The sequence below is a fragment of the Candidatus Fukatsuia symbiotica genome (assembly GCF_003122425.1).
GTDB classification, from domain to species: domain Bacteria; phylum Pseudomonadota; class Gammaproteobacteria; order Enterobacterales; family Enterobacteriaceae; genus Fukatsuia; species Fukatsuia symbiotica.
Genome location: NZ_CP021659.1, coordinates 1,990,477 through 2,006,055, shown reverse-complemented (window position 1 = coordinate 2,006,055; position 15,579 = coordinate 1,990,477). Strand labels below are relative to the sequence as shown.

The window sequence follows — 15,579 nt, the reverse complement described above, 5'->3', positions numbered from 1 at the left end:
ATGGTAGATTATCGGGGTAAGAAAGTGGTTATTATCGGGTTAGGATTGACCGGTATTTCCTGTGTTGATTTCTTTATGGCTCGTGGCATAACACCATGGGTTATGGACACCCGTGTTAATCCACCCCAGTTGGATCATCAATTAATGGCCGATGTGGAATGTCATTGTGGCTCGCTCAATCGGGAAGGGTTGTTAGAGGCCGACCTAATTGTTGCCAGCCCTGGCATTGCATTGTCTGATCCAGTACTCAACGAGGCGATAGTCGCCGGAGTAGAAGTTATCGGCGATATCGAATTATTCTGCCGAGAAAATCAAGTACCTATTGTTGCTATCACCGGTTCTAACGGCAAGAGTACCGTTACTATGTTATTGGGTGAGATGGCACAAGCAGCTGGCTGGCAAGTCGGTGTTGGCGGCAACATAGGGACCCCCGCGTTAACACTGCTAAAACAGGAATATCAGTTAATAGTACTGGAATTATCCAGTTTCCAGTTAGAAACCACATACAGCTTGCGCGCGTGCGCGGCTACCGTACTTAACGTTACAGAAGATCATAACGATCGTTATCCTTTAGGGATGCAACAGTACCAGAGAGCCAAATTACGTATTTATGAAAATGCGCAAACTTGCGTGGTGAATGCGGATGACACCGGTACCATGCCGAATTTCGCTATGCCACAATGCGCTGTTTCACTGCAAGCTATGCCACGACGAGCTATGTCACAACAAGAAAAGGATGAACAGAAAAAAAATAACTGTTGGGTCAGCTTCGGTATCGATGTCGGCGATTACCATTTGAGTAAACAACAAGGCACGATCTGGCTACAGGTAGGGAGGAAAAAAGTATTAGATACCAAAGAAATAAAACTCAACGGGCGTCATAATTACACTAATGCATTAGCAGCATTGGCGTTAGCTGATGCCGCCGGTATTCCGCGTTCATCCAGTCTAAAAGCGTTAACCACTTATCAGGGGCTGCCTCACCGTTTTCAGTTGGTGTTTGAAAATAGAGGAATACGTTGGATTAACGATTCCAAAGCCACAAATGTGGGAAGTACTGAAGCTGCCCTTGATGGTTTACAGCTAGTGGGTACTCTACATCTGTTATTAGGAGGAGATGGTAAATCTGCCGATTTTTCTGGTTTAACTCGATTTTTACAAGGCGACCACATCCGTATCTACTGTTTTGGTCGCGATGCACAACAATTGGCCCAGTTACGACCAGAAGTGTCACAACGTACTGATAACCTGCGGCAAGCTATGCAGCTACTCGCTGGGCAGATCGTGAGCGGCGATACAGTGCTACTCTCACCGGCCTGCGCTAGCCTGGATCAATTCCGTAATTTTGAACAACGTGGTGATGAGTTTTCTCGTCTCGCGAAGGAATTAGGCTGATGAATATCTACAGGTTGCCTAACAAACTAAAATATTGGCTAATACGCTCGCCAAAAGGCAATGCTAATAACCATGATATTACTAGCCCTATTCTTTATGACAGAATTCTAGTATGGCTAAGCTTTGGTTTAGCGATTATCGGTTTGGTAATGGTGACCTCGGCTTCAATGCCGATCGGCCAGCGGCTTGCTAACGATCCCTTCCTGTTTGCTAAACGTGATGCGTTTTATCTTACTTTAGCGTTCGCCATGTCGCTCGTCACGTTACGCATTCCGCTGCTAATCTGGCAGCGCTATAGCAATATCATCTTACTGGTTACCACAATGTTGCTGGTCATGGTTTTGTTTGTAGGGAGTTCAGTCAATGGCGCATCACGCTGGATCACTATGGGTCCATTACGCATTCAGCCAGCAGAACTTTCCAAATTGGCACTATTTTGCTATCTCTCCGGTTATCTAGTACGCAAGGCACCGGAAGTGCGCCGTAATTTTTGGGGTTTTTGTAAACCCATGGGCGTAATGGTGGCTCTCGCGGTGTTGCTGCTGGCTCAACCTGATTTAGGCACCGTGGTTGTGCTGTTTATCACTACGCTCGCGATGTTGTTTTTAGCCGGTGCCAAATTGTGGCAATTTTTGGCGATCATCGGTTGTGGCATTTTTGCGGTGGCTTTGCTGATTATTGCAGAACCTTATCGTATAAGCAGAGTCACATCGTTTTGGGATCCCTGGAGTGATCCCTTCGGTAGTGGTTATCAATTAACCCAATCGTTGATGGCATTTGGTCGTGGCGAGTTATGGGGACAAGGACTAGGAAATTCGGTGCAGAAAATGGCATATTTGCCAGAAGCACACACCGATTTTATTTTTTCGATTCTGGCTGAAGAACTTGGCTATTCCGGTGTAGCTCTCACCTTGTTGATGGTATTCTTCGTCGCTTTGCGTGCGATGTCCATTGGACATCGTGCATTGAAGGCTGATCAGCAGTTTGCGGGTTTTTTGGCGTGCTCAATTGGTATTTGGTTCAGTTCGCAAACATTGATTAATGTTGGTGCAGCTGCCGGAATACTGCCGACTAAGGGCCTAACACTACCTTTGATCAGCTACGGTGGTTCGAGTCTGTTGATAATGTCCACTGCAATAGTGTTGTTGCTACGCATTGATTTTGAAACACGTTTAGCAAAAGCCCAAGCCTTTGTCAGAACCTATTCGAAATCGACATGACGAGCACGATAGATTTCGCATAGACTCTAAGAGCCTGTTTCAAATCTTTTTCACTGTGCATCAGAAGAGGAAATAAATGGGCGAAAAAGCGCAATTTACTCTTTGTATACAGCAAAAGGGAATAAATGAACATTTTGAGCTCGTTTTTAACGCATTACTTGACCAAAACACGGCGAGCAAAAGAGATTTTGAATAGGTTCTAAGGGGTTAGGTGATGAGTGTGAGCACTAGACGTTTAATGATAATGGCAGGGGGTACAGGTGGTCATGTTTTCCCTGGCCTGGCGGTAGCTCGCTATTTGCTAGCGCAGGGCTGGCAGGTGCGTTGGTTAGGTACAGCAGACAGAATGGAAGCCGATTTAGTCCCCAAATATGGCATTGAAATAGACTTTATTCAGATTTCAGGTCTACGAGGTAAAGGGTTACGTGCTCAGCTGCTGGCACCGCTACACATCTATCGGGCAGTACGCCAGGCAAAAAAAATTATCCGTGATTACCAACCGGATGTGGTATTGGGAATGGGAGGTTATGTTTCAGGTCCTGGTGGTCTGGCAGCCTGGCTGTGTGCGGTGCCATTGGTATTGCATGAACAAAACGGTATCGCCGGTTTAACCAATCGCATTCTGGCAAAAATTGCCAAAAAAGTATTGCAAGCCTTCCCAAGCGCATTTTTACATGCCGATGTGGTAGGTAATCCGTTACGAAGCGATCTACTCGTATTACCGCCGCCAACACAACGCCTGGCTACACGTGCAGGGGCAATACGAGTACTGGTGATGGGGGGTAGTCAAGGTGCACGGATATTAAATCAGGTTTTACCGGGTGTCGCCGCTCAATTTGGCGAACAAATAACAATATGGCATCAGGTAGGCAAAGGGGCGTTGACAGAGGTACAGCAAGCTTATCAGCAATACAATCAGCAGCAGCATAAGATCACCGAGTTTATTGACGATATGGCTGCGGTTTACCTCTGGGCTGATGTGGTGGTGTGTCGTAGCGGGGCCTTGACAGTCAGTGAAATAGCTGCGGTTGGATTACCAGCAATATTCGTGCCATTTCAGCATAAAGATCGCCAGCAATATTGGAATGCACTGCCGCTGGAAGAGGCAGGTGCTGGCACAATTATCGAGCAATCACAGTTTACCGTATCAGCAGTGAGCAGTTTGCTGGCAAGTTGGGATCGTGCAACATTGGTAGCGATGGCAGAGAAAGCCAGAGCAATCGCTATCCCTGATGCAACTGAACGCGTCGCTGCCGCGGTAATAGCGGCCGAAAAGAGGTCACAGAAATAGTTAAATAGGCAATATTTGTAACAAACAATATTTATAATCCTATAACAGGCAACGGGATAGCGAAAAAAAACGTGAATACACAGCAACTGGCGAAATTACGTACTATCGTGCCCGAAATGCGGCGCGTTCGGCACATTCACTTTGTTGGCATTGGTGGTGCCGGCATGGGAGGCATCGCTGAAGTGCTGGTGAATGAAGGCTATCAAATCAGTGGGTCTGATCTCACACCCAATTCAGTGACAGAGATACTGAGTGAGTTAGGTGTACAGATTGATTATCATCATCGTGCGGAAAATATACTGGGTGCCAATGTGGTGGTGGTTTCCAGTGCGATCCTTGATGGCAATCCAGAGGTTATCGCGGCGGGTAAAGCACGCATTCCGGTGATCCGTCGTGCAGAGATGCTGGCCGAACTGATGCGTTATCGTCATGGTATTGCTGTCGCTGGTACTCACGGCAAGACTACCACCACCGCGATGGTTGCCTGTATTTATGCTGAAGCGGGTTTGGATCCAACTTTCGTTAATGGTGGATTGGTGAAAGCTGCAGGTGTTCATGCACGTTTAGGTGTTAGTCGTTATCTGATCGCTGAAGCAGATGAAAGTGATGCTTCCTTTCTTCATCTACAACCTATGGTCGCCATTGTGACTAATATTGAAGCCGATCACATGGACACCTATCAGGGTAACTTTGAGAATTTAAAACAGACTTTTATCAATTTTTTACACAATTTGCCCTTTTATGGTCGATCTGTAATGTGTATCGACGATCCCGTAGTATGCGAATTATTGCCACGTGTAGGGCGCCATATCACAACCTATGGTTTTACAGAGAGTGCTGATGTACGAATTATCGACTACCAGCAGAAAAAGGCACAGGGATATTTCACCCTGAAGCGGCGAGATAAGGAAGCAATCAAAGTAACGTTGAATGCACCTGGTCGTCATAACGCGCTTAATGCGGCGGCTGCGGTAGCGGTGGCGACGGAAGAAGGGATCAGAGATAATTGTATTTTACGGGCATTAGAGAATTTTCAAGGTACCGGTCGCCGCTTCGATATTCTTGGTGATTTTTCATTAGAAAAGGTAAATGGCAAAAAAGGCAGCGTTATGCTGGTTGATGATTATGGGCATCATCCCACTGAAGTTGATGTCACCATTAAGGCCGCGCGTGCTGGCTGGTCAGATAAACGTATTGTGATGGTTTTTCAACCACACCGCTACACGCGTACACGTGATCTGTACGACGACTTTGTTAACGTGTTATCTCAAGTAGATCTCTTGCTGATGCTTGATGTTTATTCTGCAGGTGAGTCAGTTATCCCAGGTGCTGACAGTCGTTCTCTATGCCGTACTATCCGTAACCGTGGTCATCTGGATCCGATCTTAGTTGAAAAAAATGAAGACGTGCCAAAGATTTTGGCATCTATGCTCAATGGCAACGATCTGCTATTGGTTCAGGGCGCGGGTAACGTTGGTAAGATCGCGCGACACCTGGCTGCATTGGAATTACAGCCGCAGAAACGACTGTCATCGAAATTGTCATCAAAACGGCCAGTGAAACAACGATCACCGAAACAACAGCCACTAAAACGACAACTGTTAGATAAAAACGAGGCAAGTCATGACTGAAAAAGTCGCGGTATTGCTGGGTGGGATTTCCGCTGAACGTGAAATCTCAGTGTTGTCAGGTAAAGCCGTATTGGCGGGTCTGCGTCAGGGAGGCATTGATGCACATGCAGTAGATAGCAAAGAGGTTGCGGTCACGAAATTAAAACAGCTGGGATTTGACAAGGTTTTTATCGCGCTTCACGGGCGTGGTGGTGAAGATGGTAGCTTACAAGGAGCATTGGAATTTTTACAATTGCCTTATACCGGCAGTGGTGTACTGGCTTGTGCGCTAGCGATAGATAAGTTACGCAGCAAATTAATATGGCAAGCATTAGGTTTGCCGATAGCACCTTATGTCTCGCTGAATCGTCAACAATTTGCAACCGTTTTGCCTGATAATGTAAAACAACTTACTGAGCATCTTGGTTTCCCACTGATTGTTAAGCCAAACCGTGAAGGTTCCAGTATCGGAATGAGCAAAGTGATGCAACACGATGAATTGCTATCCGCACTAAAAGAAGCTTTCCATCATGATGATGAGGTCTTGATTGAAAAATGGCTTGGCGGGTCGGAATTCACCGTTGCAATACTGGGTAACGAAATTTTACCATCAATTCGTATTCAGACACCTGCCATGTTCTATGATTATGACGCTAAGTATCTCTCGGATAATACAGAGTATTTTTGTCCAAGTGGCTTAGACCAGGAAAAAGAGCAGCAGTTAGCACAGTTAGCAAAACAGGCTTATCAGGCGCTAGGTTGTAGTGGTTGGGGTCGGGTTGATGTGATGCAAGACAGTGATGGCACTTTCTGCCTGTTAGAGGTGAATACTTCGCCGGGAATGACCGATCATAGCTTGGTGCCAATGGCGGCGCGTCAGTGTGGGTTGAGCTTCTCTCAGCTGGTGATGCGCATTCTCGCGTTGGCTGATTGATATGTCACAGGCTGCCCGAAAAACACAGGCACGAATGGTTGCAAACAATATCGCCAGGCAGAGTGCAAAACGAAGTCGCAACAAAGGCCAATTAGCTGGGCTGATTTTCCTGCTGATGGTTTTAGCGACATTGCTGTGGACGATTTGGGCGATTGTCAGTTGGATGAAGGATGAGCGCCGTTTGCCGTTATCAAAATTAGTGGTGACAGGGGAGCGTTACTTCACCACTAACGATGATATCCGCCAGGCGGTTCTGGCATTGGGAACACCTGGCTCTTTTATGAAGCAGGATGTGAATATTTTTCAACAGCATATTGAACGTTTACCTTGGATCAAGCAAGTTAGTGTGCGTAAGCAATGGCCGGATGAGCTGAGAATCCACCTGGTAGAGTATGTGCCGGTGGCGCGTTGGAACGACTTGTATCTACTCGACAGCGAAGGGAAGCCATTCAGTGTGCCCTTAGAGCGTATTGGTGATCAGAAACTGATATCACTTTACGGCTCTGAAGGCAGTGAGCATGACGTATTGAGCGGTTATAAAACAATCAATGAAGTATTGGCTGCCAGTAAATTTAAAGTAAAAATGGTCACGATGAGCGCGCGTCATTCCTGGCAATTGACCTTGGATAATGATGTTCGACTCGAATTGGGGCGAGATGACCTCAACGGACGCTTACAACGTTTTATTGAGCTGTACCGATTGCTGGAAAAACAGCCTGATAAACAACTCAATTACGTCGATTTACGTTATGACAGCGGGGCTGCGGTGGGTTGGTCGCCTGTTTTTCAAGCGATCAATTGATGATCAAAAGAATAGTGGCAGCAATAACATCAGAGACAGGCAAAACAACGATGATCAAGTCAACGGACAGAAAGTTGGTAGTAGGTCTTGAGATCGGCACGGCAAAGGTCTCGGCATTAGTTGGCGAAATTCTGCCCGATGGCATGGTTAACATTATTGGTGTGGGTAGCTGTCCTTCTCGTGGCATGGATAAAGGCGGGGTTAACGATCTTGAATCGGTAGTAAAATGCGTACAACGTGCTATTGATCAAGCTGAATTAATGGCAGATTGCCAAATCTCTTCCGTTTATTTGGCGCTATCGGGTAAACATATCAGTTGTCAAAATGAAATAGGGATGGTGCCTATCTCTGAAGAGGAAGTCATTCAGGAAGATGTTGAAAACGTGGTTCATACTGCGAAGTCGGTACGTGTACGTGATGAACATCGCATCTTGCATGTTATTCCTCAAGAATATGCCATCGATTACCAGGAAGGGATCAAAAATCCGGTTGGGCTTTGTGGTGTGCGGATGCACGCCAAAGTGCATTTGATCACCTGCCATAATGATATGGCAAAAAATATTGTTAAAGCGGTTGAACGCTGTGGTTTAAAAGTTGATCAACTTATTTTTTCCGGGTTGGCCGCCAGTTATGCAGTATTGACCGAAGATGAGCGTGAGCTAGGCGTTTGTGTGGTGGATATTGGTGGTGGCACTATGGATATCGCCGTTTATACCGGTGGAGCTTTACGCCACAGTAAAGTTATCCCTTATGCCGGCAATGTAGTCACCAGCGATATTGCTTATGCTTTTGGTACACCACCAGGTGATGCGGAAACGATTAAAGTTCGGCACGGGTGTGCGCTCGGGTCGATTATCAGTAAGGATGAAAGTGTAGAAGTACCTAGTGTGGGTGGACGTCCTCCTCGTAGTCTGCAAAGACAGACGCTCGCCGAGGTGGTTGAACCACGTTACACCGAGTTACTGAACTTAGTTAATGAGGAGATATTACAGTTGCAGGAGCGATTACGTCAGCAAGGGGTAAAACATCACCTGGCAGCCGGAATTGTACTGACAGGAGGGGCGGCTCAGATTGAGGGTCTGGCGGCTTGCGCGCAGCGGGTATTTCATGCTCAGGTTCGCATTGGTCAACCTCTCAATATTACTGGACTAACGGACTATGCTCAGAAACCTTATTATTCTACTGCTGTTGGATTATTGCACTATGGTAAAGAGAGCCATCTTAATAATGAGTCAGATACAGAAAAACGTGCCTCAGTGTGCGGTTGGTTTAAACGTATCAATAGCTGGCTGAGAAAAGAGTTTTAATGCCTTAACCTGATATTGCAACAAAGAGATCACCACAAAAAACAGGGGGTATGATCTCAAAGTAAGTTGATCTCAAAGTTATAGGCACAAAGCGGAGAGAAACTATGTTTGAACCGATGGAATTAACCAATGACGCGGTGATTAAAGTCATCGGCGTTGGCGGCGGTGGTGGTAATGCTGTTGAACACATGGTGCGTGAACGCATCGAAGGTGTTGAATTTTTTGCCGTGAACACCGATGCTCAAGCGTTACGCAAAACAACAGTGGAACAGACGATCCAGATCGGCAACACCATTACTAAAGGTTTGGGTGCCGGTGCTAACCCTGAAGTGGGGCGTCATTCCGCAGAGGAGGATCGTGAAGCACTGTGTGCCGCGCTCAATGGTGCCGATATGGTTTTTATCGCCGCGGGTATGGGCGGGGGAACCGGAACGGGAGCTGCACCCGTCGTCGCTAAGGTGGCAAAAGAATTGGGCATTCTGACCGTTGCCGTGGTAACCAAGCCTTTTCAGTTTGAAGGCAAGAAACGCATGGCATTTGCTGAACAGGGCATCGCCGAGCTATCTAAACATGTCGATTCCTTAATCACCATTCCCAACGATAAATTACTTAAAGTACTGGGTCGAGGTATTTCGTTACTCGATGCGTTCGGTGCGGCTAACAATGTTTTAAAAGGTGCAGTACAGGGGATCGCGGAGTTGATCACCCGCCCTGGCTTGATGAACGTCGATTTTGCAGATGTGCGTACTGTGATGTCCGAAATGGGTTATGCCATGATGGGATCGGGTGTTTCGCGAGGCGAAGATCGCGCAGAAGAAGCAGCAGAAACGGCCATTTCCAGCCCATTATTAGAAGATATCGATCTGTCTGGTGCGCGAGGAGTGTTAGTCAACATTACTGCTGGCTTCGATCTACGTCTGGATGAGTTTGAAACCGTCGGTAATACGATCCGCGCCTTTGCCTCTGATAATGCGACTGTCGTTATCGGCACCTCGCTGGATCCAGAAATGAACGATGAACTGCGGGTCACGGTGGTGGCGACAGGTATTGGCATAGATAAACAAAAAGAAATCAAGCTAGTTGCCAATAAACAAGCTCAGCCACTCGAGCGTTGTTATCAACAACCCGGGATGTCTTTGATGCCACAGGAGGCTAAATTTAACGCGAATGTAGTTAATGATCAGACCACAGATAACAATAAAGAACCCGATTATTTGGATATTCCGGCTTTTTTGCGTAAACAAGCCGACTAATGACCAGAAGCTTGGAATCTTTATCCTTTGTGTTAGACTGTACGGCAAGTTTTGCGCTATCTTAAATCGGCTGGGCAGATATATTGCGGGATAACACAATGATAAAACAAAGAACACTAAAGAGTATTGTTCAAGCGACGGGTGTTGGTCTGCATACGGGCAAAAAGGTCACACTAACAATGCGTCCCGCAGCAGCTAATACCGGCGTCATTTATCGTCGCACTGATCTAACACCCGTGGTCGATTTTCCGGCAGACGCAAAATCGGTGCAAGATACCTTGCTCTGTACCTGTCTGGTTAATGAACGCAATGTACGCATCTCCACGGTTGAACATCTCAATGCTGCTCTGGCGGGCTTAGGGATTGATAACATTATTATTGAAGTCGATGCCCCGAGGTGCCGATTATGGATGGCAGTGCTAGCCCTTTTGTATTTCTGTTATTAGACGCAGGTATCGAAGAATTAAATACAGCGAAAAAGTTCTTGCGTTTAAAAGAAGCAGTACGTGTCGAAGAGGGTGATAAATGGGCAGAATTGTCACCATTTAATGGCTTCCGTCTAGATTTTACCATCGATTTTAATCATCCAGCGATCGACGCTAGCACACAGCGTTATCGTCTAGATTTTTCGGCTGACTCTTTTGTACAGCAGATCAGTCGGGCACGTACTTTTGGTTTTATGCGTGATATCGAACATCTTCAGTCCCGTGGGTTGTGCCTTGGTGGTAGTTTCGATTGTGCTATCGTCGTGGATGATTACCGTGTACTTAACGAGGATGGCCTACGTTTCGACGATGAGTTTGTACGGCATAAAATGCTTGATGCTATTGGTGATCTCTTTATGTGTGGTCATAATATTATTGGCGCTTTTACTGCCTTTAAATCTGGTCACGCATTAAATAACAAGCTATTACAGGCTGTTCTGAAAAAACAGCAGGCTTGGGAATATGTCACTTTTCAGGATGAAGCGGAACTACCAGTGGCATTTAAAACGCCGTCAACGTTGCCGGCTTATTGATCAGGTTCCTGCCAATGAAGCGAAGCGTTCCAGGATAGCACGTAATTTTTCTGGGCTGCGACTTGCTAGCTTTCTGAGTTCTACCGCGCTTTTCACACTTAAATGACGGCCTGATAGTGCCGGTTTTTCCGCATTTGCTGCCGGTTTTGCGGCGTCTTTCACAATGTTATGACCCGGAGCCATTAGCGCAGGATTAATCCTAATGTCGATTGATGACAATGATGCTAGAATTTGCGCTCTCAGTGTAGAGAGCAAATGAAGTTGTTGATAACGTAATGCCATCATCCAGCTCGCATTTGCTACTTCTAGCACTAAAATATTCTGTCGATAATTGGCAACACGGCACCAGGGTTGTAATTGTGGTGGGAGTAATTCTTGCACCGCCTGGTTGAGTTTTAATAGCGCAACTGTACGCTGTTGCACTTTATGCAGGCTATAGGGTTGGGAATTATCTTTTTGCGAATGAGATAACGAACTATGTTTTTCTGCTATCGTATCATCAAACAAGACGTTCAATAATTGTGGGTGGCTTTGACGCATGAATATAGCCTCGTCGGATGTTAGACTGATAACCGGTATTCTAAATCCTTAGCAACAGTTACGCAGCCGTTATTTTTGGTCGCCAAATTAAATAGACTTCTTGCAAAACCGTCGTTCTCACACCACGCAGTAGGTTAAGCAAGGGGTCAATATAACCTTTGATCGCCCGTTTAGCGGCATTGTAAGAGACATTAAGAATTATGCTAATTAAATTACTCACCAAAATGTTTGGCAGCCGTAATGATCGTACCTTACGCCGTATGCACAAAATGGTTGATTTTATCAATCGTATGGAGCCAGAAATTGCAAAATTACCTGATCAGCAACTGCGTGCTAAAACCGATGAATTCCGCGCACGTTTGTCAAAAAATGAAACATTGGAAAACCTGATACCGGAGGCTTTTGCGGTTGTTCGTGAAGCCAGTAAACGGGTATTCGGTATGCGCCATTTCGATGTGCAATTAATCGGCGGAATGGTGCTCAATGAGCGCTGTATTGCAGAAATGCGTACCGGTGAAGGTAAAACATTAACAGCAACACTGCCTGCTTATCTCAATGCTTTGGGTGGTCGTGGTGTTCATGTTGTCACCGTCAACGATTATCTAGCACAACGTGACGCTGAAAATAATCGTCCATTGTTTGAGTTTCTCGGTCTGAGTGTCGGGATTAATATGTCAGGCATGCAAGCATCCGCCAAACGTGAAGCCTATGCTGCAGATATCACCTACGGTACCAACAACGAATATGGTTTTGACTATCTGCGCGATAATATGGCTTTCAGCCCACAAGAACGCGTACAACGTGAACTATATTATGCACTGGTCGATGAAGTTGACTCCATCTTGATTGATGAAGCCCGTACTCCGCTTATCATTTCGGGTCCAGCGGAAGACAGCTCGGACATGTATCTCAGAATTGATAAACTGATCCCAAAACTTATCCGCCAGGAAAAAGAAGATTCTGAAACCTTTCAGGGCGAAGGCCATTTTTCTGTTGATGAAAAAGCACGCCAGGTACATTTAACTGAACGTGGGTTGATCCTGATTGAACACATGTTAATCGATGCCGATATCATGCAGGAAGGCGAATCTCTTTATTCTGCAACCAATATTATGCTGATGCATCATGTTACTGCTGCACTACGCGCGCATGTTTTGTTTACACGCGATGTTGATTACATCGTTAAAGACGGTGAAGTGATCATTGTCGATGAGCATACGGGGCGCACCATGCAAGGACGTCGCTGGTCGGATGGCTTGCATCAGGCGGTTGAATCGAAAGAAGGTGTTAGCATTCAGAACGAAAACCAAACATTGGCTTCCATTACTTTCCAAAATTACTTCCGTCTCTATGAGAAACTGGCGGGAATGACGGGTACTGCAGACACCGAAGCGTTTGAATTTAGTTCAATTTATAAACTAGATACTATAGTGGTGCCCACTAACCGTCCGATGGTGCGTAAAGATCTGGCCGACTTAGTCTATATGTCCGAGAGGGAAAAAATAGGGGCGATTATTGAAGATATCCGCGAACGTACCGCCAATGGACAACCGGTGCTGGTGGGAACCATCTCAATTGAAAAATCTGAAATGGTCTCTGCCCAATTAAGCCAGGCCGGTGTTGCACATAAAGTACTGAATGCCAAATTTCATGCGACGGAAGCGGAAATTATCGCGCAAGCGGGGCAACCTGGGGCGGTCACTATTGCTACTAATATGGCGGGACGAGGGACTGATATCGTATTGGGTGGTAGTTGGCAAAGTGAAATTACTCTACTGGATGATCCATCACAAGAGCAAATCGATGCCATTAAAACCGCCTGGCAAATCCGTCATAATGCTGTGCTGGCATCCGGTGGCTTACATATTATTGGTACTGAGCGCCACGAATCACGTCGCATTGATAATCAACTTCGTGGTCGTGCAGGTCGTCAGGGAGATGCTGGCTCTTCGCGTTTTTACCTATCGATGGAAGATACTTTGATGCGTATTTTCGCTTCTGATCGTGTATCTGGCATGATGCGTAAGCTGGGAATGGAGCCCGGTGAAGCCATTGAGCATCCGTGGGTCACAAAGGCGATTGCTAACGCGCAACGTAAAGTAGAAAGTCGTAACTTTGATATGCGTAAGCAATTGCTAGAATACGATGATGTTGCTAACGATCAACGACGTGCTATTTATAGTCAACGTAACGAGTTGTTAGATGCTTCAGATGTGAGTGAAACCATAAACAGCATTCGTGAAGACGTATTCACGCTTACCATTAATCACTTCATTCCGCCCCAGTCGATGGAAGAAATGTGGGATATCTGCGGATTGGAACAACGTCTGAAAAACGATTTCGACCTCGATATACCCATTGCTTCTTGGTTAACAAATAAAAAACTGCCAAGCGAGCAACCATTAGATGAAGAAACACTACGTGAACGTGTTCTTCAGTACTCGATTGAGCAATACCGACAAAAAGAAGAAATTGTTGGTAGCGAAACAATACGTAACGTTGCAAAAGGGGTAATGCTACAAACACTGGACTCGCTATGGAAAGAACATCTAGCGGCGATGGATTACCTACGTCAGGGCATTCATCTGCGTGGCTATGCGCAAAAAGATCCAAAACAGGAATACAAACGTGAATCTTTCGCGATGTTTTCCGCTATGCTGGAATTACTGGAATATGAAGTCATCAGCGTGTTAAGCAAATTACAGGTACATGTGCCGGAGGAGGTCGCTGCGCTAGAGTTACAATATCGTGAAGATGCCGATCACCTAGTGAGCCAGCAACAATTAAGTCATCCAAATGATAGCAGTGCACTGATGTCATCTAAAGAAATAACACGGATAGAGATTGAAGGTAAAGTGGGCCGTAATGATCCTTGCCCTTGTGGTTCCAGAAAAAAATATAAACAATGCCACGGTCGTTTAAAAAAATAATTTTTTGGTATCTCGCGGATAAAGAGCTAATGTTACAGGATCCTTAATAGACTTCTTGCAAAATCGACTACGTGTTGCAAATTCTGCGTTACGTGGTGCTCGCAATCTTCATGTACTGCTGAGGTTGCTGCACGCTAGGCGTCTTGACTTCACGTAACGAACTCCGGTTTTACAAGAAGTCTAATGTGACTTTTATGCTTAGTAGCGGTTAGCTTGCCGGATGAGGAATTATGCGTAACGCATCTAAAAATAATCAGATTTTATTTACTACAAAAAAATACAAGGAGCGACTTCCCCCTCCCTCACCGAGGGCATACAAAGTGGTGTACAAGGTGGTATACAAAAGAGTAGACAGGCCATTTCCATTTTTACCCGTTTGAATCAACGGATCAAAAGGTATTCACCTGTTGCCCATATAATACGTACTACAGATCGATTTAACGATCGCTTGGGTAGCCAATTTGGTGCCGCTATTACCTACTTTTCTTTTTTGTCTTTGATCCCGATTTTAATGGTTTCTTTTGCGGCAGCGGGTTTTTTTTTGGCTTCCAATCCCTACCTGCTCGCCGAATTAATTAATAGAATCGTTAATAGCATCAGTGATCCCATGCTAGCGACAACGTTAAAAAATACGGTTAATACTGCGGTGAAACAACGCACGACCGTCGGGCTAACCGGTTTAGCTATCGCGCTTTATTCTGGCATTTGTTGGATAGGCAATCTACGTGAGGCGATCCGGGCACAATCACGCGATGTTTGGGAGCGTAACGTTCACGATAAAGAAAAATTTTATTTCCGTTATCTCCGTGATTTTGTCTCATTGATCGGACTGATCATCGCCCTGATCATAACACTGTCGCTTACATCGATCGCGGGTTCAGCGCAAGCGGCTATTGTCAACGCATTGGGTTTAGGCGGTATTGAGTGGCTACGCCCAGCACTGACCTTGATTACGCTGACAATTTCTATTACTGCCAACTGTTTATTATTCATTTGGATTTTGTGGATACTGCCGCGTCATAAACCGCAAAAAAAAGCCTTATTACGAGGTACGCTTATTGCTGCCATCGGCTTTGAGATCATCAAACTTGTCATGACCATGATGTTACCCCGCCTTGCCAGCTCACCTTCAGGGGCTGCTTTTGGCTCAGTACTAGGTTTGATGGCCTTTTTCTATTTTTTTGCCCGTTTAATCTTATTCTGTGCGGCCTGGATAGCCACCGCTCACTACCCAGAAGAGGAAATCCAGCCAAAGAGTTGTCGCTAGCATATCACACCC

General features: G+C 45.8%; 10 protein-coding genes and 2 pseudogenes. 11 read left to right on the top strand and 1 reads right to left on the bottom strand.

Annotation, left to right across the window (positions count from 1 at the left end; translation table 11 throughout):
- The 9 genes and pseudogenes from murD to lpxC all read left to right on the top strand — a co-directional run bounded on the left by murD (position 1) and on the right by lpxC (position 10,830).
- Positions 1–1,395 (top strand): UDP-N-acetylmuramoyl-L-alanine--D-glutamate ligase, encoded by a 1,395-nt coding sequence (murD, locus tag CCS41_RS09605; RefSeq protein ID WP_072550684.1) that lies wholly within the window; start codon positions 1–3, stop codon positions 1,393–1,395.
- Positions 1,395–2,615: a cell division protein FtsW gene (gene ftsW, locus CCS41_RS09600; RefSeq protein WP_119797524.1), complete on the top strand. Its 1,221-nt coding sequence runs from the start codon at positions 1,395–1,397 to the stop codon at positions 2,613–2,615. Before murD ends, ftsW begins: the two co-directional genes overlap by 1 nt.
- A gap of 214 nt (positions 2,616–2,829) precedes the next feature.
- Positions 2,830–3,906: an undecaprenyldiphospho-muramoylpentapeptide beta-N-acetylglucosaminyltransferase gene (murG, locus tag CCS41_RS09595; protein WP_119797523.1), complete on the top strand. Its 1,077-nt coding sequence runs from the start codon at positions 2,830–2,832 to the stop codon at positions 3,904–3,906.
- A gap of 71 nt (positions 3,907–3,977) precedes the next feature.
- Positions 3,978–5,432, top strand: a pseudogene (gene murC / locus CCS41_RS09590) (UDP-N-acetylmuramate--L-alanine ligase); the annotation flags it as partial.
- Positions 5,433–5,529: 97 nt separating this feature from the next.
- Entirely contained in the window at positions 5,530–6,450 is a 921-nt protein-coding gene (locus CCS41_RS09585; RefSeq protein WP_072550687.1) for a D-alanine--D-alanine ligase, read from the top strand.
- Position 6,451: 1 nt separating this feature from the next.
- Positions 6,452–7,252, top strand: a complete 801-nt coding sequence (gene ftsQ, locus CCS41_RS09580) for a cell division protein FtsQ (protein ID WP_072550688.1) — start codon at positions 6,452–6,454, stop codon at positions 7,250–7,252.
- Between the two features lie 50 nt (positions 7,253–7,302).
- Positions 7,303–8,559 carry a cell division protein FtsA gene (gene ftsA / locus CCS41_RS09575; protein ID WP_072550689.1) on the top strand — a complete coding sequence of 419 codons (1,257 nt, stop codon included), beginning with the start codon at positions 7,303–7,305 and terminating at the stop codon, positions 8,557–8,559.
- 104 nt (positions 8,560–8,663) lie between these two features.
- Positions 8,664–9,812, top strand: coding sequence for a cell division protein FtsZ (gene ftsZ / locus CCS41_RS09570; RefSeq protein ID WP_072550690.1), 1,149 nt, complete (start codon positions 8,664–8,666; stop codon positions 9,810–9,812).
- 98 nt (positions 9,813–9,910) lie between these two features.
- Positions 9,911–10,830: pseudogene (gene lpxC, locus CCS41_RS09565) on the top strand (UDP-3-O-acyl-N-acetylglucosamine deacetylase).
- Here the strand turns inward: lpxC and CCS41_RS09560 are convergent.
- Positions 10,831–11,370 (bottom strand): DUF721 domain-containing protein, encoded by a 540-nt coding sequence (locus CCS41_RS09560; RefSeq protein WP_072550692.1) that lies wholly within the window; start codon positions 11,368–11,370, stop codon positions 10,831–10,833.
- A gap of 200 nt (positions 11,371–11,570) precedes the next feature.
- On the opposite strand from CCS41_RS09560, the gene secA reads away from it, so the two are divergent.
- Both secA and yhjD read left to right on the top strand, forming a co-directional pair.
- On the top strand, positions 11,571–14,300 hold the full coding sequence (gene secA, locus CCS41_RS09555; protein ID WP_072550693.1) for a preprotein translocase subunit SecA: 2,730 nt from the start codon (positions 11,571–11,573) through the stop codon (positions 14,298–14,300).
- 313 nt (positions 14,301–14,613) lie between these two features.
- Positions 14,614–15,567 carry an inner membrane protein YhjD gene (yhjD, locus tag CCS41_RS09550; RefSeq protein ID WP_072550699.1) on the top strand — a complete coding sequence of 318 codons (954 nt, stop codon included), beginning with the start codon at positions 14,614–14,616 and terminating at the stop codon, positions 15,565–15,567.
- The last annotated feature ends 12 nt before the right edge of the window (positions 15,568–15,579 follow it).